At 51.7% G+C, this 24,340-nt stretch carries 17 protein-coding genes; 11 read left to right on the forward strand and 6 right to left on the reverse strand.

Annotation, left to right across the window (positions count from 1 at the left end):
• Positions 1-264: 264 nt before the first annotated feature.
• Complete coding sequence (thpR, locus tag FOE74_RS09050; RefSeq protein ID WP_149098287.1) at positions 265-810, reverse strand: RNA 2',3'-cyclic phosphodiesterase; 546 nt, start codon at positions 808-810, stop codon at positions 265-267.
• Between the two features lie 792 nt (positions 811-1,602).
• On the opposite strand from thpR, the gene FOE74_RS09055 reads away from it, so the two are divergent.
• The 8 genes from FOE74_RS09055 (at position 1,603) to FOE74_RS09090 (ending at position 11,797) form a co-directional block, all read left to right on the forward strand.
• Positions 1,603-3,690 (forward strand): T9SS type A sorting domain-containing protein, encoded by a 2,088-nt coding sequence (locus FOE74_RS09055; protein WP_149098288.1) that lies wholly within the window; start codon positions 1,603-1,605, stop codon positions 3,688-3,690.
• 69 nt (positions 3,691-3,759) lie between these two features.
• On the forward strand, positions 3,760-5,103 hold the full coding sequence (locus FOE74_RS09060; protein WP_149098289.1) for a tetratricopeptide repeat protein: 1,344 nt from the start codon (positions 3,760-3,762) through the stop codon (positions 5,101-5,103).
• Between the two features lie 9 nt (positions 5,104-5,112).
• The gene (locus FOE74_RS09065; protein WP_149098290.1) at positions 5,113-7,389 is read left to right on the forward strand and encodes a TonB-dependent receptor; all 2,277 of its coding nucleotides are present in this window, start codon (positions 5,113-5,115) and stop codon (positions 7,387-7,389) included.
• Between the two features lie 247 nt (positions 7,390-7,636).
• Positions 7,637-8,563 carry a helix-turn-helix domain-containing protein gene (locus tag FOE74_RS09070; RefSeq protein WP_225840751.1) on the forward strand — a complete coding sequence of 309 codons (927 nt, stop codon included), beginning with the start codon at positions 7,637-7,639 and terminating at the stop codon, positions 8,561-8,563.
• A gap of 112 nt (positions 8,564-8,675) precedes the next feature.
• The gene (locus FOE74_RS09075) at positions 8,676-9,509 is read left to right on the forward strand and encodes an MBL fold metallo-hydrolase (RefSeq protein WP_149098291.1); all 834 of its coding nucleotides are present in this window, start codon (positions 8,676-8,678) and stop codon (positions 9,507-9,509) included.
• Between the two features lie 190 nt (positions 9,510-9,699).
• Positions 9,700-9,927: a hypothetical protein gene (locus FOE74_RS09080; protein ID WP_149098292.1), complete on the forward strand. Its 228-nt coding sequence runs from the start codon at positions 9,700-9,702 to the stop codon at positions 9,925-9,927.
• Positions 9,928-10,295: 368 nt separating this feature from the next.
• Positions 10,296-11,021, forward strand: a complete 726-nt coding sequence (locus FOE74_RS09085) for a hypothetical protein (protein ID WP_149098293.1) — start codon at positions 10,296-10,298, stop codon at positions 11,019-11,021.
• Entirely contained in the window at positions 11,021-11,797 is a 777-nt protein-coding gene (locus FOE74_RS09090) for a DUF3307 domain-containing protein (protein WP_149098294.1), read from the forward strand. Before FOE74_RS09085 ends, FOE74_RS09090 begins: the two co-directional genes overlap by 1 nt.
• Positions 11,798-11,961: 164 nt before the next feature.
• Here the strand turns inward: FOE74_RS09090 and FOE74_RS09095 are convergent, their stop codons facing one another.
• Positions 11,962-12,663, reverse strand: coding sequence for an MgtC/SapB family protein (locus FOE74_RS09095; RefSeq protein ID WP_149098295.1), 702 nt, complete (start codon positions 12,661-12,663; stop codon positions 11,962-11,964).
• Between the two features lie 249 nt (positions 12,664-12,912).
• Between FOE74_RS09095 and FOE74_RS09100 the strand changes: the two genes are divergently transcribed.
• A complete protein-coding gene (locus FOE74_RS09100) occupies positions 12,913-13,176 on the forward strand; it encodes a TFIIB-type zinc ribbon-containing protein (protein WP_149098296.1) in 264 nt (87 codons plus the stop codon).
• Between the two features lie 420 nt (positions 13,177-13,596).
• Here FOE74_RS09100 and FOE74_RS09105 read toward each other — a convergent pair whose 3' ends face one another.
• A complete protein-coding gene (locus FOE74_RS09105; RefSeq protein ID WP_225840752.1) occupies positions 13,597-14,079 on the reverse strand; it encodes a DUF2911 domain-containing protein in 483 nt (160 codons plus the stop codon).
• 387 nt (positions 14,080-14,466) lie between these two features.
• Here FOE74_RS09105 and FOE74_RS09110 point away from each other — a divergent pair, with 387 nt between their 5' ends.
• Positions 14,467-14,706, forward strand: a complete 240-nt coding sequence (locus FOE74_RS09110; RefSeq protein ID WP_149098298.1) for a hypothetical protein — start codon at positions 14,467-14,469, stop codon at positions 14,704-14,706.
• Positions 14,687-15,034, forward strand: a complete 348-nt coding sequence (locus FOE74_RS09115; RefSeq protein WP_149098299.1) for a type II toxin-antitoxin system PemK/MazF family toxin — start codon at positions 14,687-14,689, stop codon at positions 15,032-15,034. Before FOE74_RS09110 ends, FOE74_RS09115 begins: the two co-directional genes overlap by 20 nt.
• A 231-nt stretch (positions 15,035-15,265) precedes the next feature.
• Here the strand turns inward: FOE74_RS09115 and treY are convergent, their stop codons facing one another.
• The 3 genes from treY to glgX all read right to left on the reverse strand — a co-directional run bounded on the left by treY (position 15,266) and on the right by glgX (position 24,015).
• Positions 15,266-19,498, reverse strand: a complete 4,233-nt coding sequence (gene treY / locus FOE74_RS09120) for a malto-oligosyltrehalose synthase (protein ID WP_149098300.1) — start codon at positions 19,496-19,498, stop codon at positions 15,266-15,268.
• A 538-nt stretch (positions 19,499-20,036) separates the two neighbouring features.
• Positions 20,037-21,875, reverse strand: a complete 1,839-nt coding sequence (gene treZ, locus FOE74_RS09125; protein ID WP_149098301.1) for a malto-oligosyltrehalose trehalohydrolase — start codon at positions 21,873-21,875, stop codon at positions 20,037-20,039.
• A complete protein-coding gene (gene glgX / locus FOE74_RS09130) occupies positions 21,868-24,015 on the reverse strand; it encodes a glycogen debranching protein GlgX (protein ID WP_149098302.1) in 2,148 nt (715 codons plus the stop codon). Before glgX ends, treZ begins: the two co-directional genes overlap by 8 nt.
• Between the last annotated feature and the right edge of the window lie 325 nt (positions 24,016-24,340).

Raw genomic sequence — 24,340 nt, forward strand, 5'->3', positions numbered from 1 at the left:
TACTAAACTCTGGTTCAAGTTTTCAACTTGGACCTACTTTACCGGCAGTTTGTAACTGCCATGCTATCCTTAACCTATTATGGCGATGCTAATCTTCTATAATCAACGATAAATAAATAGCCGGTCAGGAAAGTAAATGTGCGCCATAAATTCCTCGTTTCCGGCAAAACAAACCCAAAGGCCATGATTACATCTTCGGCCTCCCATGGCTTGAAGTTTGCAACTGCACTTCTAAAGCCTGTTTCCCTCCTATTCCCATAAAATCTAACCCAAAAGGAACTCCTCTACCACCGTGTAAATGGGGTGAGGTGAGGCTAATTGGGATTGCCAGAGGGCTAATGACTGCACGGGGAACAGTACTTCCTGATCAGGGATTACCAGCGGAAGCTCCTGGGGAAGGCCTCCCTCTTTTTTGAAACGGCACAAGGTCACGTGCGGAATAAACTTTTCCTGCCTGGGCGGAACTGGGGAAAGAACGGTGGCCAGATCTTTACTTATTTTGGAAAAGGGGTCGTTTTGCGCAAAACGGGCCCAAATCAGACGCGGTGCTTTCGGCTTAGGGCCCGGTTCCAGTCTTTCCAGGGCCAGCGTGAAAGGTTGATGTCGCTGTGCCACCTCGGCCAGTTTTTGTCGGATAAAGGAATCTTCCGTGGCCGGTACGTTCCCCAGAAAGTATAGGGTGAGGTGCAGGTTCTGGTCCGGCACGGCTTTGATACCAGGCAGATCATACACGTGCCGCGCCTGCCCCAGGTAGGATTTCACTTCCTCTGGCACTTGGGCCGCCACGAATAACCTCAGTTGGTCCTGCATAAAAAGATTATTTTCAGTTTCTATTGCAATACGCACATCAGCCCTTCCACCGTTTCAGCTGCTGGTTTTTTCTAAAGCGAAACAGATAATTAAATTTCCGCTCAAAATATCTGTGGCACAGCCCACTATTTAGGAGGTAATTTTTAAAAATCACCCCTTTTTCCTCGGGCCGTTGGGGTAGCTTCCTGTTTTCAGTTTTTTCTTGCTTTTGGCTTTTCTTTGAAAAGCTCAAATTAGCCCAAAGAGATTCACCTAAGAAGGTCTGATCTTATATGCTTAAAACGCAGGCTTCTCCCCTAACTACTTCAATCCCCATGAGCGGTTAAATTTGAGAAGAGGGAGGAATTTTTAGACGCTTTTTGCTTTATCCTAATCACAGTTTTTCTGGTCTGAATTCTTAATAAATCTGGTTTTTAGGTAAATGGGTTTGTAACCGAGCAGGATATTTCCTCCTGACACCTGCCACGTGTTTTTAGGCCTCTTTTTAAAAATGATAGAGGAAATAAAATGAAAAGAACTCCCTTTTCTTTTAACCATTCTTTTGCCCTTTTAAAGGAAAAATGCTATTAAAGAATAAATACATGGGGAATTGTGCCTTAAAAAAATCTTCTTTCATCTTTTGAACACAGATGAGGCTGCAAATAGCTAAGAAGCTGTTTTTGGATTATAATTTTCATATTCAACCTTATTTTAGTATAATTTTATAAATCCGGTTTACATTCTTTCCGCGTACATGGTTGGGTATAGCTTACTGATTAGTAAGATGTTAACAATTCCTAACTACTAAAGCTTATGAGAATTTTTACCGGATTACCACCAAAAATCTGGCTCACAGGGTTGGCTGTTGCCATTCTGTTTGCCGCAGGGGTTAGCAGTAACTACCTGGAATCTTCCAGCCACCGGGAAGCCCCGATTATCGCCAATGACCCATTAGCGGATAATACGGACGTGTATGCTTTCCGCAGTCCTACCAATCCAAACAACGTGGTGATCGTTGCCAATTTCATTCCCTTCCAACTGCCCCACGGTGGTCCCAACTACTATAATTTTGGGGAAGACATTGCCTATGACATCCATGTGAAGAACAATGCCCGGACAGATTACAGCGACGTTATTTACCGGTTTGAATTCAAGCAGGAAAATGAAGATCCTACCACTTTCTTCAAAATCAGACTGGGTAAGGAAAATGTAAAAGCCACGTACACTATCAATAAAAGCCTGGATGGCGGGAAAACCTGGAGCATGATCCTGGACAACGGACGTGTGGCACCTTACAATGTTGGTCCGCGGTCTATTGAAAGCGCAGTGGGCTTAAATTCTAACTATGATGCCTTGATGAGATCTTCCATCATGAGCACCACTGATGATTCCAAAGTATTCTGTGGACCAGTTGATGATCCTTTCTTTATTGATGTGGGCGGTATCATGGACTTAGGCAATATCAGAGCCGCTAATGCCCCAGATGGCCTGGCCAAACTGAACGTGCATACCATTGCCATGGAAATCCCCATCTACCGGGTTACAGAATTCTTCCGGCCTATTGACCAGGCGTTTGATATTCTTGATTCACGGTTCACCATTGGGGTGTGGGCTTCTGCCAGCCGTAAACAGATGACGGTAAGAAACACAGACGGTACCGTGACCCAATCAGGACCGTATGTGCAGGTTTCCCGCTTAGGTATGCCACTTACCAATGAGGTGATCATTCCCATTGGCCGCAAAGACGAATGGAACGCCACTCCTTCTACCATGGACAAGAAGGATTTTGAGCAGTATTTCGTGAACCCAGAGCTGGCCTTGTACATGGACGACTCTAAATTTGGCGGTGCTGTACCTGGTTTTGCCCCTTTGAGAATCCAAACCAAATCACTGGGAAGATTTGACTTCCGGAACGGCGCCCCGGGCTTGTACCCATTGTACGGGAATCCGGCCACCTTTGGCACCGCCCTGGATCCCAACCTTTTCGGGAATTACCTGCTGAGACCTAACCAGCCACGGTCCGTGGATTTACTGCCGCTCTTTATGACGGGGGTACCTAACCTGCCGCCATACCAATTGGCGACTGGCAAAGGAGATAACCCGCTGGCCAAAGGCAAACCCTTCATCAACAACTTCCTGCCCACCTTTGGTGATATGCTGCGGATCAACATGGCTGTTCCGGTGACGCCCCGCAACTCCCCAGATTTCAGCAACCTAGGCTTGGTACAGGCAGCCGTGCTAGGGTTGACGGACCCACGGTTCAATACCACCACAGACCTCCAGTTTATTCCTAACATGGACGGTTTCCCCAACGGGCGCCGCTTAGAGGATGATGTTACCCGCATTGAGTTGCAGGCAGTAAGTGGGGTGGTATTGGCGGCAATTGGCTTGTGGTATGATGACTATGTTCCTGGCGGTAGCCCTGTCACCCAAGACCTGGTAGATGTGCTGAGCTTTACCGAAGGGGTAGACAAGAACGACAAAGAGTTCCAGGCCCAGTTCCCTTACCTGGCTAAACCTTGGGAAGGCTTCCGTGATGGGCACATCATGATCAATTGTGACGTGAACGGCAACCCAGTGGCCGCCTCCACCCTCACCCCCGGCATGGGCATGAAGATGGCCACGCCAGACGTGATGCTGCAGAAGGTAGACAACTACCCTAACCCGGCCAGAGATGTCTCCACTTTCCGCTTTAAAATAGGGAAGGCCAGTAAAGTTAACATGCAAATCTATAATGAGGCGGGGGTATTAGTGGCCTCACCTTTGAAAGATGAACAAATGGCGGCTGGCGTGCATGAAAAGGTAGTGAATGTGAAAACCCTGAAAAACGGATTGTACTTCGCCAGAATCCAAACGGGGAAAGACTCCTTTTACACGGTTAAATTCATTGTGAATAAATAATGGAAGCCAAGACCGGTGCCGCTGGTGCCGGTCTTGGCTTTTTTTTTCCTATCTCCAACTTCTTCCCTTATGAAAAAAAACTACCTCTACCTTTCTGTTCTGGCCACAGTTTTCTTAGTGGCTTTCGGCTTCTTCTACCTGTACAAAGGCCAGCAGGAACCAGCCATTCCGGCATTGAAAGAACGCACGGGCCCTATCTCCACCTCCAGCGAATGGCTCAACACCAAAGCAGCCATCCAGGGCCTGCAAAGGACGCTGCGCGAAAAACCCAATGACCACAGAAGCAAATTATTGCTGGCCTTGGCCTACATGCAGGAAGCCCGCGTCACCGGTGATCACCCCTACTACTTCCCGGCCGCCTTGAAACTGACAGAGGAAGTGCTGGAGGACGATCCTAAAGAACCCGTTATGGTGTATGAAGCCACCGTGGCCAAAGCGTCTATCCTGCTTTCGCTGCACCAGTTCCACCAGGCCCTGGCCACAGGAAAAGCCGCCCAGGCCATCAACCCCAGAGGGGCGGCAGTGTACGGCGTTCTCTGTGATGCTTACCTGGAATTAGGTCAGTACGAAGAGGCCATTGCTATGGCCGACAAGATGGCCTCCCTGCGCCCTGACCTGAAATCCTATTCCCGTATTTCTTACCTACGGGAGATCCACGGCGATCTTCCGGGGGCTATAGAAGCCATGCAAGCCGCCGTGAAAGCAGGTTTTCCCGGGCTGGAGCAAACCGCCTGGTGCCAGGTGGCCCTTGGGCACCTATATGAGAAAACCGGCGATCTGAATAAAGCAGAATTGCAGTACAAGATTGCCCTGGCTGATTACAACCAGTACGCTTTTGCCCTGGGCGGCTTGGGCCGGCTCGCCTTAAAGAGAAACCAGCCAAAGCAGGCGCTGGAATTTTTCACCAAAGCAGCCAACACCTTGCCTGAGTTTTCCTTCCAGGAGGAATTAGTGCGGTATTACCAAAAACACGGGCAAAACGGCAAGGCCGAAGAAACCCTGCAGGAGCTGATTGAGGGCATGGAGGAAGACCAGGAAGCGGGCCACACCGTGGATCTGGAATTAGCCAACATCCACCAGGAATTAAAGAAAGATTACCCTACCGCCCTGGAATACGCCCTTAAAGAATACAAAACCCGGCCCGCCAACATTGACGTGAACAAGACGCTGGCCAACATCTATTACCACCAGCAGCAGTACCCCAAGGCCGCCTTCCATATCAAGAAAGCCACCCGCACCAACAGCCAGGACGCGGATCTTCTGTGTCTGGCCGGCCTCATCAACTACCGCATGGGCAACCTGGCCGCCGGGCAAAACCTGATCAGGAAGTCGTTTACCATCAACCCGTACCAAACCAGCCCGCTGGGCTCAGAAGCAAAAAGCCTGTTGGGTTCTTCCTTGTCCAAAATATAAACGCGGGCTATGAGAAGATTCCTGGTACTACTGATCCTGTGTGTACTCCTGTCCCCGGCGGCTTGCTATGCGCATGGGGTGGCCATCAAAGGCCTGGTGTACGGAAAAAATACCCTGGTTCCGCTGGAAGGAGCCGTGGTGTCCTTGGCTCCCCTGCAAAAGGTCTCCATCACCGACCGGTTTGGCAAATACGCTTTTTATGATCTACCGGCTGGGGCTTACCAACTCACGGTGTCTTACCTGGGCTTTTTGCAGGAAGTGAAAACCGTGACCGTCTCCCCTACTGAACCGGCCCTGGTGACTTCTTATCTGGAAACCAGCAACCTGGAACTGCAGGAGGTTTCCGTGGTGGCTAAAAAGGAGAACCCGCTGCACCTCATCAGTGCCGTAGACGCCCAATTGCGCCCTATCCAGAATGCCCAGGAGATGCTGCGCATGGTGCCGGGCCTGGTCATTGCCCAGCACGCGGGCGGTGGCAAAGCCGAGCAGATCTTTCTGCGCGGCTTTGACATTGACCACGGCACCGACATCAGCCTGACCGCCGATGGCCTGCCGGTGAACATGGTCTCCCACGCCCACGGCCAGGGGTATTCAGACCTGCACTTCCTCATACCTGAGACCATTGAGGCGGTGGATTTCGGGAAAGGGCCCTATCACGCTGAGAAAGGGAATTTCGCCACCGCCGGCTACGCCGATTTCAGGACCCGACGGGTATTGGACCAGAACATGGTGAAACTGGAGGCGGGCGTGTTTGACACCTACCGGGCCGTGGGCATGGTGAACCTGCTGGGCCCGAATGCGCGCCTCCGGCAGCAGAATGCCTACCTTGCCTCTGAGTTCCTGTTCAGCAACGGCTATTTTGAATCGCCGCAGGGCTTAGAACGGTTCAATGTGCTGGGGCGTTACCAGGGTATTTTCAACGAAAACACCATTTTCTCCGCCTCGCTCTCGGGCTTCAAGAGCAGTTGGGATGCCTCGGGCCAGATTCCGGAACGGGCCATTAACAATGGCAGCATTACCCGGTTTGGGGCCATTGATGATACCGAGGGCGGCTACACCTCCCGCTACAACGCCAACCTTACCTTAGATAAAACCTTCGGCAACGGGGGGCTTTTTTCTAACCAGGCCTACGCCGTGAAGTATGGGTTTGAGCTGTACTCCAACTTCACCTTCTTCCTGAACGACCTGGAAAACGGGGACCAGATCAGGCAGAAGGAAAACCGGGAAATCTACGGCTACCGGGGCAGCTACGAGCAGGCAGGTAAACTGCTGGGCCTGCCGCTGCGCCACAAGGTGGGCCTGGGGTTCAGGTATGACAACATCCATGACTCGGAACTGTCCCGTACCCTCAGCCGTACCTACACGCTCTCGCAGGTGCAGAAGGGAGACATCCAGGAACTGAACGCTTACGCTTACCTAAGCGAGACCTGGGAACTCACCCCCCGCTTCACCGTGCAAGCCGCGCTTCGGGCTGACCGTTTGTTCTTTACGTACCGCAGTGCCTTGGAGCAGGCAGAGGGAGCCCTGGTGCAGAAGAACGCGCAGAACCGCTTCAGTCCCAAGCTGAACCTTACCTACGCGGTCTCGCCGGTGGTGCAGGTATATGTGCATACGGGCATGGGCTACCATTCCAATGACGCGCGCGTATCGGCGGGGTCCAGCGGCCGGCAGGCCTTACCCGTTGCCCGGGGAACCGATGTGGGCCTTACCTTCAAGCCCACCAACCGTTGGTTCCTGAACACGGCCCTTTGGGTCCTGGACCTGGATCAGGAGCTGGTGTACGTGGGTGACGAGGGCGTGGTGGAACCCTCTGGGAGATCGCGCCGGTATGGGGTAGATGTCTCGGTGCGGGGCCAACTAACGGATTACCTGTACCTGGATTCGGACCTGAACCTGGCCCGGCCTAGGGCGCGGGATGAGGCCAAAGGTAACAACTATATTCCCTTGGCTCCTACTTTCACCAGCACCGGCGGCCTGAGTTACCAAAACAAAAAAGGCCTGAAAGGAAGCCTTAGGTACCGTTATGTAGCCGATCGGGCCGCCAATGAAGACTACAGCCTTACCGCCGAGGGGTATTTCCTGGTAGATGCCGTGGCCAGTTACATGCTTAAAAAACTGGAGTTCAAACTGAGCGGCGAAAACCTGCTGAACAGCGCCTGGAAAGAAGCCCAGTTTGAAACCGAGTCCCGGTTGCCAGGTGAAATTGACCCTGTCTCCGAGATCCATTTCACGCCAGGTACCCCGTTCTTTCTCAAGTTGGGGGTTTCGTATACCTTCGGGTTATAAACCAAGAGAGACTATCATCCCGTTTGAGTGCCGTTTTCAAGAAAACGGCACTCAAACGCTTTCCCCCGCTCGTGTTTTGCCCGGGTCTCTGCCGTCCTTCCCCGGTTGGGAAGCATACCAGTGTAGAGTTGAATGCAGGGAGCCCTGCAAAAAGGAACAGGCACCCTTTCCCCTGTTCACCTCCTGAGGCTGGGTTAATTGAAAAGCATGGCCTTTGGGTAGCGGATGAGTTAAAACATGTTTAGTTTTGGACCTACAACTAAGTGGTTCCAGACAGCAGCAGGCGGTGAAAAACATCAGATTCCATAAGACGGTATGCGGGGTAGAGCTATTACTCAATGTAGGGGCTGGGCATGAGCTGCTGGAAATCAATCCGGAATTCAATGCCCAGGACTCCGGGGTATACACCACCGACTCCTTTGAGATCTATTTTTTCAAAAAGGCGGGCGGCCACGTGATCTTGAACCAGAGGAAAATAGAGATCCGTGACAACATGGTCCTGTTTATGTCTCCTTTTCAGAAAAGGCACTGGAAACTAGAGGCGGAGCCGGCAGACTACACCTTTCTCATCTTTCAGGAGGATTTCCTGAATGACTTCTTTGCCGACAAGCTATTCACTTACCGGCTGCTGTATTTCTACCAACTGGACCATGCGCTGGATTTGCCGCTTCAGGCCAGGGAGATGGAAAGCTTCTGCGAAAAACTGACCGAGATCAAAGGGGAACTGGTGCAACCCAAGCTGGACAGTGAGCACCTGGTTAGGTCCCTTTTGTACTACCTGCTTCTGAAACTCAACCGGGAGTATGCCACCCAGAACCAGCTGCCCCTGGAGAAACCTGAGAACCACTACGCCTACCAGTTCAAGAAGCTGATAGAGCAACACGTGAAGGAGATGCAGCGGGTCAACGAGTATGCTGCGCTTTTAGGCATCAGCCGGGTAACGCTCAACAAGGCGGTGCAGGCCCAGTTCAATGTCACCGCCGCGCATTTACTCAAACAGCGGCTGGTCTTTGAAATAAAGAACTACCTGATCCATGCTGAACTCACGGTCCATGAGATAGCAGAGGCGCTGCACTTCTCTGAACCTAACCACCTCATGCGGTTCTTCAAGGCACAGACCGGCTTTACCACCTCCCAATTCTTAGCTGATTATCAAAATGGTACCAAGGCCTAAAGCTTTGGTAGCCTGGATACCCTTCCCTATTCTGACCTTTGCCCTGCGTTCAAACTCTTTTACCTCAGAAAAAAGAGTGGTTGAAACGCTTCAGTAAATAAATAAAACAGAAATGAAAAAAGTACTTTTAGCGGTAGCGCTCACCTTATCGGCTACCTTTTCTTTTGCCCAGGGCAAAACCCACCCCAACGCAAGCCTCCAGTTAGTCCGGAACGCTACCTTGATCCTGGAGTATGCCGGCCATAAAATCCTGGTGGACCCCATGTTATCTTCTAAAGGAGCGATTGAGTCTTGGGGAGGGGTTGCAAGAAATCCAACGGTTGATTTGAAAATACCTGTTGCTCCCCTTATCAAGGACCTGGACCTGGTTATGGTCACCCATAGCCACGCTGATCACTTTGATGAGGCTGCCAGTAAAGCCCTGCCTAAATCCATTGATCTCATCAACCAACCCGCCGACAAGGATTTCTTTACCAAGGAAGGATTCATAAACGCAGCCGCGCTGGAAGACAACAGAACCTGGAAGAACATCAGCATTCACCGGGTAGAGGGACAGCATGGTACCGGCCAGGTATTGAAGATGATGGGCCAGACGTCGGGCTTTGTGCTGAAGGCCAAAAACCAACCTACCATCTATGTGGTTGGAGATGCCCTCTGGACCGATGAGGTCAAAAAGAACATCAAGACCTTTCAGCCTGACTATATCATTGTCAACTCTGGAGGGGCAGTTATAAAAGGATTTGAGCAAACCCCTATCCTGATGGAGGAAGACCAGACCATGGCTTTGATTGGGGAGAGCGGCAAGGCAAAAATTATTGCCGTCCATATGGATGCCCTGGATCATTGCCGCACCACCAGAGCCTCCCTCAGGAAGAAAGCGGATGAATGGAAGATCAGTCCTAAAAAACTGATGATTCCGCAGGATGGGGAGACGATTGTCTTGTAGTACTATCCAGGATTACTACTTCTTTTAGTGAAAAAAGAGGTAGAGAGAGGCCCCAAGAATAAGGGGCTTCGCTCCACCTCTTCTCTTTTGCGGCTCCTAAGATTATTCCTTGTCTTGTTCAACAACTGGTGTGCCTCCTCGTAATAAGAAGACCACTTTTGGGAAAACACGCCTTAATCAGACCTTGACCATGGAAGAGCAAAATAAAAAAGAGCAGGACCCAAACCCCACCCCAGGGAAGAAGAGCGAGGAAGATTCGCATGCTAGCTATACACCAGACGCGGAGGAATTGAGAAACAGCGCCTCCTCCTCTACCTATGATGCGGGCACCTCGGGCAACACCGGCCACGAGGGCTTCCTTTCCCGCCAGGACGAAGATGACCTGAAAAGCAGAACAAACGAGCCAGAGAACAGATAAGCCAAATTCTGCTATTCGTATCTCTAAAGAGAAAGCCATAGATCAAGGTCTATGGCTTTCTCTTATTTTAGGCGGTCTGGTGTTTCTGGGCTGTTTTCTTTAATTATGCCAGAAAACGCGCTGTTCTTCCTAAGGATATGCCTGCAATAGACTGGTAGCGCCTTTTTATATAGGGCGATAGAATAATGATTTGTCTTCAAAGGAGGCTACCTTTCCTCTGGGTTCAGCTTTCCTCCTCCTTTCCCTCTAAATAATTCTTGCTTCTTTCTTTGAGGAACTGTATTATTATAAGCTTTTAGACCTATAACAACTATTTATAGGTTAAAAGACTTATAAAAACAACTTATAAGGATTCTTCCCTAACTCCTTTGGAAACAGAAGCCAAAACCATCGCCGTCTTAACCGGCGACATTGTGGAATCAACGCTCCTTTCTGCGACAGAAAGAACCCGGCTCAACCAAGCCTTAACCCAGGGCCTCACCACCTTAGTGGGCAAAGACCAGCATGAAATCTTCCGGGGAGACAGTTTCCAGATCTTACTGGAAGACCCTAGCCTGGCTCTGAAAACGGCCTTACAGGTAAGGTGCCTCCTCCGGAAAAGCCTTATCTCAGACCAGCTCCAGCAGGACGTTACCCAGGAAAAGACCGAAGGGATTGAGAATAAGAAGGCCAACCCGCTCCTTTACTCCTACAAAAAGGAAGTAGTGGATGCCCGTATTGCCATAGGTTTGGGAAAAACAGGTTATAAAAGCCCCCACATCAGAACCTCAGACGGAGAAGCCTTTCAACTGTCGGGGCGGGCGCTGGACAGTTTGAAAAGCAAAGGCCCCCGCCTGGTGGTGGCCACGCCTCACCAAGAATTCAATGCCTACCAAGAGGTGATCTGTTCTTTTCTGGATGTGTTCATCAACAGCTGGTCATTGCAACAAGCCGAGGTGGTCTTTGAGCTGCTGGAAGGAAAGAAACAACAGGAGATCGCGGAGATGCTACACATCAGCCAGGCCTCCGTTAGCCAACGCACCACCACCGCCCATTGGCAGGAAGTGGAAAAAGCGCTGGCCCTGTTCCAGAAAAAAACCCAACAACTCTTCTAATGGCCGGCTTTACCCAACCAGAAATCCTGCTCCTGCTCAAACTGGTGCTGGCGCATTGTCTCACTGATTTCGCGCTGCAGCCCAGCAAATGGGTAGAAGACCGCGCGCGCCGGAAATACAAGTCAAAGTACCTGTACTACCACATAGGCCTGACCGGAGCCGTCACCCTGCTGCTAACCCAGAGTTGGGACCTCACCCTTTGGATTACTGCCACCCACCTGCTCATTGACCTCTGGAAAGCGTACCAGAAACGCAACACATTCTATTTCCTATTAGACCAGGTCTTGCATTTTGTGGTGCTAGGTACAGGCTGGCTTTTCTACGTAGAGGGTCGGGTGGCGCCCGAGGCCGTGCTCATGAATTATCGGTTCATGGTCTACCTTACCGGCTTTTTCATAGCCACCTTTCCGCTAAGTATTGTGATCAAGGTGCTCACGGCCAAATGGGGAAACGGACACCGCCAACCGCGGACCAGAACAACCAGTGAAAACGGAAGTACTGCGGGAAGCCCACCCAGCGTACCAGAAGACAGCCGGTGGACCGAATTAAAAGAGGCCGGGCGCTGGATAGGCATTATTGAGCGGGTGCTTATTATCTCCTTCGTGCTGCTGGACCAGTATGAAGCCATCGGGTTCCTCATTGCCGCCAAAACCATTATCCGGTTCAAGGAAACCGACCAACGCAAATCAGAATACTTCCTGTTTGGCACCCTGCTCAGCATCAGCCTTTCCATCTTTTTGGCGCTGGGCATGAAGCTGCTGTTGGGCTTGAAGTAATAAAAGAAGAAGCCGCTCAGTGCCTTGCAGTTTCAGATGAAGGAGCAGGGTTAGGCAGGTTGGATAAATAGTCAGCCCTGTTCATTTCTTCTACTAGGGATCTAATGGAGTGTCTTATTCGTTTAACCCTCGTTTTCTAAAAAGGCTACCAAATCACAACAATGTTAAAAATCCTGGCCCAGGGAAATCTGGCTCACGTTTTTGAGTTCGTTGAGGTCTTTGTACAGCTCCTTTACGCTCACCTTCTCAGGGAAATACACAAACAGGAGGATCTTGGAATTCTGTTTATTGGTAGACTGTACCACGTTAATGTTCTTGGTAGCGATTTCATATTTCTCCAGGATAGCCAGGACGCGGCTGGTCTCCAGTTTAGCGGAGGCAAAGCTGATTTTGAGCGTCTTCAGAGACCCTCCCCTGAATACCTTTCTTCCTAGTTTGTCCAGGGTAGAAAGCACAAATAACAAAAGCAGCGCCACCAGAATGGCCGCCTCATACATGCCCACCCCCGTGGCCAAGCCCACAGCCGCCACGGCCCAGATAGTGGCGGCCGTGGTCAACCCATGGGTATTCACGCCCAGCTTGTAAATGGCTCCCGCTCCCAGAAACCCGATTCCCGACACCACCTGCGCCGCAATCCTGCCCGGATCTACATTCTTGTATTCTGAAAAAGTCTGCGGAATGTACACAGAGATGAGCATGAGCAGGCAGGAACCTACGCAAATAATAATGAGGGTCCTCAACCCGGCAATGTGTCGGTTCCGTTCCCTTTCCCAACCCAGCAGCCCCCCTAGCAGGATACTGAGCAGAAGCCGCGTGGCAATAGTAGGCAACGTTATATCATTCGATTCCAGAAAAGGAAAGTCCATAGCAATCAAAAGGTTCAGACAAACCTGGGAGGGTGTTGTACGCAAACTTTAAAGATAGCCCTAATAAACCTGCTTCCCAAAAAGGAGAGGCCCTTTGGCTGGCTTTGCTGGGAGTAACTCTACTTTCATACTAAAAGGGAAGCGCGGCCCGTTTTAAAGGCAGGACTTTGCCCAAAAGGCAAAAGCGGCTGCTCAACCAAAGGCCTCCGCTCGCTTCCTGCATCTATTATCCACCAAAAAAGTACTCCTATGAAATGCCCCTCGTGTCAAGAAACCTTATTAATGAGTGAAAAGAACGGAATTGAAATCGACTACTGCCCTAAGTGCAGGGGCATCTGGTTAGACCGGGGCGAACTGGAGAAAATCATAGACCGCTCCGCCGACCACTATTCCAAGAAGGAGAACTATGAATCAGACTACAAACGGTACGGGTACGGCGAGTATGGCAAAGACCAACAGCACAACAACCCTTATAAAAAGAAGAAATCGTTCCTGAGCGAATTGTTTGACTAACCTAAAGCATTTCTACGCCCTGATCTACCCCGTAGGTCAGGGCGTTTTGTTTTTAGGAAAGATAGGGCCGCTCCCAAGGCGAAAGGATAGGGACAGAGTCTACAAAAGGAGGAGCAAACCTAAAAGTAGACCAAAGAAGCGCCCATAATTCCAGAGCGGGAAACCAACCCCTGCACAGGAAATAGAAAAGAGGGTGTTTAGGGGCTGTTTGCTAAAAACAACCCCTAAACACCCTCTCCTATTTTAGAAATGGTTCCTGTTCCTAATTTACCAGGAACCTGTTGAGGAAAAACCAACTATTTCTTTTGCCCTGGATGGTGTTCACACCAACCAGCAGAATAGCCCCTTATTTTAGGTTTGTTGGTGAAAACACCAAAAAAGGCGGTTTATTCCCTCGTTGATTTACTTTACAATTAGGTACTATTTGATGGCTACCGGCACCTCCAGGTTCTCCCATAGCAGAGAAAAACCTTTGGGAGTAATATTGTAGGCCAAAGCCTCATTCATCTTGGCTGCTTTCTTAGGCGTCACGTTCACCGTTAACACATTGTTGGCCGGGTCAAAATTGGCTCCCTGGCGGCTGGTTCCCCATTGGCCGGTCTGGGAGTTGAAGATCACTTGCCACTCACTTTCCCCGGGTACCATGAAGACGCTGTACTTGCCTGCTTTCAAGGGTTTGCCTTGTACGGTAATGTCTTTGTCGGTGGTGAAGGTAGTGGCTTCGTTGGCGCCGGCTCTCCAGGCTTTGCCATACGGCACCAGCTCTCCCCACACTTTCCGCCCTTTCACTGATGGGCTGCTGTAGGCGATGGAAATGTTGGCGGCCCCCACTTTGCCGATAGCCGTTTGCGCCGGGCTGGCTTTAGGTTTAGGAGCATCCTGGGCAAAGACCGAGGTGGTCATGGCTAACAGGAAAAGGACTGTTAGAAGTAATAAGTTTTTCTTTGGAGTAGGCATAGTAATATTACATTAAGTTGTGTTGGTAAAAGTAAAGATTTTCTTGTTCTAAGGAAGGTTTCTGCAAGAACGCTTTTTTACTTCTTGTGTTGTACGACCTCCCTATCCAATTGAATCTCTTCCTTACGCACCCATTTTTGGCCTACTTCCTGAAAATCAGGTCCAAAATGCTATTCTACCTATTTGGTTCATGATAGTAACACGCTATAAGGATTTAAGAATAGACATTAAGCAGCATTATCAATCTCACTCTTTATTTACCCAGCCAGGAACTTCCAGAGGAATACCAAAGTATATACAAAAAGAATATACCTTTGTAAAAACAGACAGGAAATGAAGAACTTATCTTTGAAGCTGGAAGACGAAATTTTTCAGGAAACGGAAAGCATTCTGGGCAAGCTCCACACCAACCGGAACCGCTACATCAATGAGGCGCTGGAATTTTATAATAAACTACAGAAACGGAGACTCCTGGCGAAACAACTGGCGAAGGAATCTCATCTGGTAGCCGACGACTCTCTCTCTGTATTAAAGGAATTTGAGGCACTGGAAGATGCAGATAAAGCAATTTGATCTCTGGGTAGCCGACCTCAACCCCAGGATAGGAACTGAAACAGGAAAAGTCCGGCCGGTGGTCATTCTCCAAACCGACCTGCTGAACAAAACGCACCCTTCCACCATCATCTGCCCTATCACCACCAACGTACAGCCCGACGCTGAAATCCTGCGCGTCCATTTGCCCAAAGGCACCGCCAACGTGAAGGAAAACTGCGATATCATGATTGACCAAATCAGAGCCATTGACAATTCCCGGCTACTGCACAAAATTGGCAGTTTAGATGAGGAGTTACGGAAGAAGATAAAGGAGAACGTAAGAATTGTGCTGGATTTGGAGGTATAGGTACGGTTAATAAATGACTTATACGTTAGTGTCATCCTGAATGGATTTTGTGGATGGCGGTAAATGCGCATCTTTAAACTCTTCTAGTTTGCCCACAAGATCCTTACAGGATGACAATAGGAGAGAATTAGTGGCTTTCCTGGTTATGTTCCTTTTAGATCATTTATCATAAAGTAAAAAGCCATGGAAGCTTCCCTCCCATGGCTTTTTACTTTATCTGCTATACTACTCTTAGTCTCTATTATACAACTTCGTCCATTCCCGCAGTTGCTCCTCGGTTTGCTTGGTGATCTGGTCAGGCATCAAGCGCCAGCCCCAGTTGCCTTCGCCTTTGCCGGGGGTGTTCATGCGGCCCAGTTCGTCAATGCCCAGCACGTCTTGCAGCGGCAGAATGGCGGTTTTGGCCACCGAGGCGTAGGCCAAGCGGGCGAAGACCCACCAGATGTCATCTTCACCCAGGCTGCGGCCTACGTAGTGCTCAATCTGCTGGTGGAACTCCTTGCCTTCGTTGCGGTACCAGCCCAGGGTGGTATTGTTGTCATGGGTACCGGTGTAGGCAATGAAGTTACGGGCGTAATTGTGCGGCATGTAGGCGTTCTGAGGCATCTCCTCGCCCCAGGCGAATTGCAGGATCTTCATGCCTGGTAGGTTGAAGTCGTCGCGCAGTTTCAGCACCAGGTCGTTGATCTCGCCTAAGTCTTCGGCAATGAACGGCAGGCTGCCCATTTCCTTCTCCACGAAGGTGAAGAAATCAGCTCCTGGCCCCAGCTTCCATTCGCCTTTCTTGGCGGTGGTTTCCCCGGCGGGAACTTCCCAGTAATCGGCGAACGCCCTGAAGTGGTCTAGCCGCACCAGGTCATACAGTTCCATGTTTTTGCGCAGACGGCCTATCCACCAGTTGTAATCCTGCTCTTTGAGCACCTCCCACTTAAACACCGGCATGCCCCAAAGCTGCCCGTCTTCAGAGAAATCATCGGGTGGAACGCCCGCCACGCCGGTCATGGTGCCTTCCGAGTCTACCGCGAAGATCTCACGGTTTGCCCAGACGTCTACGCTGTCATAACTGATGTAGAAGGGCATGTCGCCGAACATCTGGATGCCGCGGTTGTTGCAGTACGTGCGCAGGCGCTTCCACTGTTTGTTGAAGATGAATTGTACCCACTTGATTTTCTCCAGCGCATCCCCGTTTTGCCCAACCAGGCGCTCCAGCCCTTCCGGGTGGCGTTGTTTGAATTCCTCCGGCCACTGGAACCAGGCACTTCCCTCGTGCTTTTCTTTCAGCACCACAAACATAGCGAAGTCATTGAGCCAGCTGGCCTCTGAGCCCACGTAATCTATGAACTGCTGCTGCAGCGTAGGGAAATCACCGGACTTAAACGTTTGCCACGCCTTCTCCAGCAAAGCATCTTTCACGCGTTGCGCTTCTACGTAATCAACGTTACCAGTCTGCGGCAAATGGTATTGCGGCAACTCGTCTTCTTGCAACAATCCTTCTTTGGCCAAGGCCACCGGACTGATGAGCAAGGGGTTTCCGGCGCGGCTGGAGATGGAGCTGTACGGCGAGTAACCTTGCCCCGCTTCAATGGGATTGAGCGGCAGTAACTGCCAGTATTTCTGGTTGCTGGCGTGGAGGAAATCAGCGAATTTACGCGCCTGGGGCCCCATATCGCCAATTCCGAATGCCGAGGGCAGCGAGGTGATGTGCAACAGAATGCCTGCGCCGCGCTCGTTCTGCGCCCGCAGCTTGAGCATGGCCAGTGGGAAAATCCCGAACAGGTCGGCCACCCTGAGTTCGTGCGCATAGTTGCCCGTGCTCCTAATCAGCGTGTCTTGCCAGTCTTTAGGCGCCTCTTCCGGAATTATCACTTTGGTGTCTTTCCAGTCAATGTCCTGGATGGTGTCTACGCCTTGGGCTTTGGCCAGGGCCGCCAGGTGCAACGGCACCGCCACCACGTACCAAGTGTGCAGGTGCTTGCGCACAAACGCCAGCACGTGGTCTTTGTGTTCGCCCTCTACCGTGAGGGGCAGGTACTCGCCCTTGGCGAAGAGGTCGGCGTTGTTTTTACGCTCGGTGAAAAGGGTGCGGGTAAGCCAGAGTTTGATGCGCGCGTCATGGCGGTTGTCCCAGAGGTTCTCCCACAGCGTTTCCTGCTTGTTCAGGTCATAATCGTTGAGTTCCTCCAGCCAGGCCTGCCGCTTCTCGTAATCCACGGGGCGGCGGTTGTCGGGGTCTACCAGGCTGAAGTCCCACAGCTCCGTACCCTGGTACACGTCTGGAATGCCCGGCGCGGTGAATTTCAAAAGCACCTGGCTCAGGGAGTTTACAATGCCGATGTCGGTGGTTTTGGCCCTTAATTCCTCAAAACGGCTCCAGAACGGCCGGCTCTTGTCCAGCAGTTTCACCGCGAAGTTCTTGGTAGCGGTTTCGTAAGCCTCGTTGGGCGTGGTCCAGTTGGAGTTGACTTTGGCTTCCCGCAGGGCTTTCTGCAAATACTCCTGCACGCGGTTCTCAAAGTCATCTTCGTTCTGGCCCGGCATGGGGAACGCACCCAGCAAGGTCTGGTAAATGAGGTATTCGTCGTTCACGCTGGGGGCGTCGTTCTGCTTCAGGTCCTGGTTTAGTTCGCGCCACTCCTGCACGGCGGCAGCCCATTCCTCGGGCATTTCGGTGAGCACGTTCAGGCGGGCGCGTACGTCTTCACCGCGCTTGGTGTCATGCGTGGAGGTGCCGTTAATGGCCAATGGCCATTTCTGCTGCCGGTCCTGCATGGCCGTATGGAATTCCTCCGCCGTCATCCCAAAGGCTTCCGGGGCGTCGCCCACCTCGTTGTGCCCGATGAAGCGGTTGTAGGTGTACATGATGGTATCCTCTACCCCTTTGGCCATCAACGGACCGCTGAACTGCATGAGACGCTGGTAGAACTTCTGCGAACGTTCCAGGTATGTATCGTCTTCCCCTTCCGGCGAGTTGCCTAAGATGGCTCCTTCCAGCAACTCCACGGCCCCGGCCATTTCGGGCTTGTTTTCACGAATCCGGTTAAAAATCAGCTGCACAGCCTCGGCTTCGGCACCGTCCAGCGGCATCTGGTTCCCATAGTAACGGTACACCGGGCATTGGATCAGGAATTCCCCTATGGCGGCCTTCAAGGTTTGCGGCTCCACCGAGCTCAACACCTCCTCGTCTACCAGGCGCTGCTCTAAAAACAGTTGGTACAGGTTCTCCAGCTCGCCGCCCATGTGCTCATTCAGGATGTAGGCTTTCTTCTCATGAATCTGCTCCTGCACCTCGGCTCCCTCGCCTACCAGTTGGTGGTACAAGGCGTTGAAGCCTTCCTCGCCGGGTTTGTAGGTAAACAGGTTGTTCACCAGCGAAAGGAAATCATACCCGCTGCTGCCCTGGATAGGCCAGTTCTGGGGAAGCTCCTCACCGGGTTCCAAAATCTTCTCCACTACTATATATGTCTCTTCGCCGGCAAGTTCGCGCAATTGCTGCAGGTAACCGGTGGGGTCATACAAACCATCTACGTGGTCAATGCGCAGCCCCTGGAATACCCCTTCGTCCTGCAGTTGCTTGATGTATTGGTGATAGGTGGTAAAAACCTTGGGGTCCTGGATGTTGAGGCAGATCAAGCCGTTCACGGTAAAGAACCGCCGGAAGTTGATCTGGGAATCTGTTTCCTGCCAGTGGCAAAGTTGATACACTTGCTCTTGGGTTAAGTGCAGCAGACGCTCTTTGTCTTGGTTGAACCGCTCCAATCTGGTCTCCACTACCGTTCGTACCTCCTCGTTCTTCATCAAGGCGGTGAGTTGCTGCCGTAACTCGTCCCATTTCAGCGCAAAGCTTTTAGGTTCTTCGTCCTGGTGCACGTCCTCCAGTTTGTTGAGCAGTTGACCGATGGCTTGGTTGGCCTCACCTTGCCCTTTGAGCAGGACCTCATAGGACCGCAGGTTCAAAGGATAGGCACTGTCATAGTATTTGAGCACCAGGCGGTGCTGCTCTTCGTCAAAAGCCACCTGCAACTCGCCGTTTTGCACCACTTCTTCTAATTTCGCGCCTAAAAAGGGCACCATCACCCGCCCGTTGTACAGCGAACTGGTCCACCCAATGTCAAAGAAGGAATGGTACTGGCTGAGCGTGCCTTTCTCCAACACATCCATAAGCCAGGAATTGCGGGGATGGAAGGCCATGTGGTTGGGCACAATGTCCTGCAACCAATTGATGCCGTTCTCCTTCAAATGGCCGCTCACGGTTTTCAGCTGTTCCTCGGTCCCCACCTCGGGGTTCACCCCATGCGGATTCACTCCGTCATAGCCGTGCGTACTACCGGGCGTGGCCTCAAAGATAGGCGAGGCATAAATGGTGCTCACCCCCAGTTTCTGCAGGTAAGGAATGATGCGCTCAAAGTCTTGGAAGGTGAATTCTTTATGGAACTGCAAACGGTACGTAGCGACAGGGTTATGCATAGGGTATGATTTGAAAATTTGAAGAGGAGGCGATGTAAAAAAGTATCCCTCCTTTGTTTAACTCCTTCAGGTTGCCAATACAGGGTACGTGGTTTTAGGCCCGTTTTACGGAAAAGCCCCAGAAAACAGTTATATAATTTTCTTTCTTTTATTCTCTTCTGTTTTTCCCACTCTGCCGCAAGTCTGGGCGAAGCGGTAACTGGCGAGGAACACCCTCAAATTATTGGTTTCGCCAATTACAAACTGGCTGTATTAATCACTCCTAGTTACCGCTGCGCTCAAACTTGAAGTAGGTAATGAAGGGATTCTCTTCAAGCAGACAAAATTTGATCCAGGTATGCGTGCGGACACGAGCTGGAAGCTCGCGCCAGCAAGGGAATGGCAAGAACAGGAGTAGCTCCGTTAGATGGGTGAGGAACCGTAGAGACAAGGCACTGCCTTGTCTCTACAACACCTGAAATCACACTACCTGATAATACATTAACTGAAAATCCTTAGCAGAAACAGCCTTACCTGAGGTCACCTTTCCTGTTAGAACCTAAGCCTGGTACACCACCACACTCTCAGGTTGCACCGTTACCTGGGCTCCGCTGGCGGCGGTGGGTTGTGCGGCTTGAGGACCGTCCCAATCTGGGGCGGCGGAATCCAGGACCAGGTTCCAGGTCTTGCCACCGGAGGGCAACGCCATGGGTTGCGCTGAGGCATTGAAGTTCATGAGACAGATAATCTGCTGATCCCCGTGCCAGCGGCGCAAGGTGAGGGTTTTCCGGGCCTCGTCACAGGATACTTCCAGGTTTTTACGGGTCAGGTTCTTTAAGGCCGGTAGCTCGCGGCGCAGGCGCAGCAGCGTCTGGTAGTACCGGAATAAAATATGATGCTGGCCTTTCTGCACCAGGTCCCATTGCAGCTTGGAGTTCTGGAAGGTCTCTTCGTCCATTGGGTCAGGTGCTTCGCCCTGGGCATGGAAGGCGGCGAACTCGGCTTTGCGGCCATTGCGCACGGCTTCGGCTAAGTCTGGGTCCGTGTGGCTCACGAAGTATTGGAACCGGTTGGGTTCTCCGTACTCCTCCCCCATCCAAAGCATGGGCAGGAACGGGCTGAAGATTACGGCGGCGGCGGCCAGTTTCTGGATCTCATAGCTCACCAGTTCGCCCAGACGCTCGCCCAGCATGCGGTTGCCCACCTGGTCATGGTTTTGGGTGAAAACGATGAATTGCTGGCCAGGATTATGGGCTGCCTTTACCCCGAACGTCTTGTTGCGGTGAGGCGAGAACTGCCCGTCATAGACATACGCGTCTTCATAGGCTTTTGCCAGGTGCGCGATGCCGCTGAAATCTGAATAGTACCCGCTATCCTCGCCGGTCATGGTCACGCGCAGGGCGTGGTGGAATTCGTCTACCCATTGGGCATCCATGCCGTAGCCCTGCTCCTCCAACGGATTGATGAAGCGGGTGTCATTGAGGTCGAGTTCCACTATCATATAATGGGTGCGGCCGGTGGCTTCCACCAGCTCGTTCACCTGCTGCTTCATCTCGCGCAGAATGTGGTTGGGGCTGAAGTCTTTGATGGCGTGCACGGCGTCCATGCGCACGGCATCAATGTGGAAGTCCCGGAACCACATGAGCAGGTTCTCGGTGAAATAGCGGCGTACGCCATCGCACCAGGCATCATCAAAGTTGAGGGCTTGCCCCCAAGGGGTGTTGTATTTATCAGTGAAATAATGGCCGTACTCGCCCAGGTAATTGCCTTCGGGTCCCAAGTGGTTGTACACCACATCTAAGACCACGGCCAAACCTTTCTGGTGGCAGGTATTCACCAAGTGCTGAAGGGCTTTAGGCCCTCCATAAGAATCCTGTACAGCGAAGGGGAAAACCCCGTCATAGCCCCAGTTCCGGTCTCCGGGAAATTGGGCCACGGGCATGATTTCAATGGCGTTCACCCCCAGGTCTTTCAGGTAATCCAGCTTTTCTTCCAATCCGGCAAAGGTGCCTTCCTCTGAGAAAGTACCGGTGTGCAGTTCATAGAGCACATAGTCTTCCAGAGGCAGGTTCTGCCAGGCCTCGTCGGTCCAGTTGAACTTCAGAAGATCCAAGGCCTGGGAAGGCCCGTGCACGCCTTCCGGCTGCGACACGGAGGCCGGGTCTGGATACTCCTGTTCCTCGTCTAGCCGGAATTTGTAGGTATCACCGGGAGAGAGCTGGTCGGTGGTTTCATGCCAGTACCCGAACTCGCCTTTGCGCAGGGGAATGGTGGTGTTGCCATCATTGAGGCAAAGTTCCACCTGCTGGGCCTTGGGTGCCCATACCAATACCTCGGCCAGGCCGTTGTTGGTGAAAGAAACCCCCAGGGCTTTATTATGCACGTCTATTTTATTCATTTGGGCTATGAAAAATAGGGTTCTTTAAAACTAAGATAGACCGGCCTTCCACATGGAAAGACTCACCCGCTTTGTAGACGGTAGGCTCTTCTGGCTCCACCTGGTTCCGGAAGGTGTCTAAGGCCACCGTCCAGGACAGGCCGTATTTCTCACTGGGGGCATGGAACACCAGGGAATCATGGTAGGCATTGAAGATCACGTAGAAGGAATCATCCAGCACCACCTCGCCTTTGGGACCGCGCGAGTGCACGCCCCTGCCATTCAGGTATACGCCCAATGATTTAGCGTGGTCCTGCTCCCAATGCTCGTAGGCCATTTCCTGGCCGTTTGGCAGAAACCAGGCAATATCCTCTAAGCCGTGGCCTTTGATGGCCCGCCCCTGGAACCAACGGCGCCGGCGGAACACCGGGTGGCTTTTGCGGAAATGGATGAGTTTTTTGGAAAACTCAAGCAAACTGGCATCTGCGCTCTCCCAGTCTAACCAAGAGATTTCATTGTCCTGGCAGTAGGCGTTGTTGTTGCCCTGCTGGGTACGGCTCATCTCGTCGCCGGCCACCAGCATGGGCACCCCCTGCGACAGGAAGAGCGTGGCCAGGAAATTGCGTTTCTGACGGTTCCTGAGGTCAATTACCCATTGGTCATCCGTGGGGCCTTCTACCCCGCAGTTCCAGGACCGGTTATGGTCGTCGCCGTCTTTGCTGTCTTCGCCGTTGGCCTCGTTGTGCTTCTCGTTGTAAGACACCAGGTCATGCAGAGTGAAGCCATCATGGGCGGTAATGAAGTTAATACTGGCGGTAGGCCGGCGGTAATCATCATAGTACAGGTCAGAAGAACCCGTGAAGCGGTTGGCGAACTCAGCCAGCATGCTGTCTTCGCCGCGCCAGAAATCCCGCATGCAGTCGCGGTACATGCCGTTCCACTCGGTCCAGCCCGGCGGGAAATTCCCAACCTGGTAACCACCCTCGCCCACGTCCCAGGGCTCGGCAATGAGTTTGACCTGCGAAATGATAGGATCTTGGTGGATGATGTCAAAGAAGGAGCTTAGTTTGTCTACCCCATGGAGTTCCCGCGCCAGCGCAGAGGCCAGATCAAACCGGAAACCGTCTACGTGCATCTCCGTGATCCAGTACCGAAGGCTGTCCATGATGAGGCGCAACACGCTGGGCAGGTTGGCATTGAGGGTGTTGCCGGTGCCGGTATAGTCCATGTAATACCGTTTGTCTTCCTCTACCAGGCGGTAATAAGAGGCATTATCAATTCCTCTGAAAGAAAGCGTGGGTCCTTTTTCGTTGCCTTCGCCGGTGTGGTTGTACACCACATCCAGAATGACTTCAATGCCGGCCTGGTGCAGGGCCTTGACCATCTGCTTGAACTCTGTTACCTGCTGGCCCAATACCCCGCTGCTGGAGTAGCGCACATCTGGGGCAAAGAATCCGATGGTGTTATACCCCCAATAATTGGTGAGGCCTTTCTCCTGCAGGTGCCAGTCGGTGATGAAGTGGTGCACTGGCAGTAACTCAATGGCCGTGATGCCCAGGTCCAGCAGGTATTGGATGGTAGCAGGATGGGCAATGCCGGCGTAAGTGCCCCGTATCTCTTCCGGAATGGCGGGGTGCCGCTGGGTAAAACCTTTCACGTGCGCCTCATAAATAATGGATTTATGATACGGTAGGTTAGGCGATTTATCATCTCCCCAGTCAAAGCTGGGATCAATCACCACTGACTTGGGAAGGTAAGGCGCGCTGTCCAGGTCACTGTAACTCAGGTCTTCATCTACGTGGCCAAACTTGTAGCCAAACAAAGACTCATGCCAGTTGATGGTACCGGCTATGGCTTTGGCATAAGGGTCTATGAGTAATTTGTAGGGATTGAACCGGTGGCCCTCTTCAGGCTCATAGTTACCGTACACGCGGTACCCATACAATTGGCCGGGTTTCAGTTCAGGCACATAGGTATGCCACACTTCATAGGTGCGTTCTTCCATCTTGAAGCGCGCCGATTCTGAAGGCGACTCAGGGGAATCAAACAGGCAAAGTTCTACCCCAATGGCATTGTGGGCATAAAGAGCGAAGTTCACGCCGTTTCCGTCCCAGGTGGAGCCCAAAGGAAAAGGCTTACCCGGATAGGTAATAAAATTCATAGGTTGCAGGGTCTGGTATGGGTGTTGGTCAAGAAGGCTATTTAATTTTCCTCGGGTACCATCTACGCAATTCCTGGATTTAAGTCTATATGAAATTATAGGAATGAAAAATATCGGGTTCGGATCACTTCAGGTTGATTCGCATGGCAAGTGGTTTCACCCAGCTCGCCTATGGATCCAGGAACTGGCAACTTAACCAGAGGACATTTTTCGTACTTAATAAAAAAATGGAAGGTAAATACCCATATGGAAAAAAACCTGACCCAAATATCAGGCCTCCTCTCCCTTACGCAAAGCTCTTTTTCCTTTAGGATAAGGATGACTG

Origin of the sequence: Rufibacter glacialis (assembly GCF_008271745.1) — a bacterium.
In the GTDB taxonomy this organism is placed as follows: Bacteria; Bacteroidota; Bacteroidia; order Cytophagales; family Hymenobacteraceae; genus Nibribacter; species Nibribacter glacialis.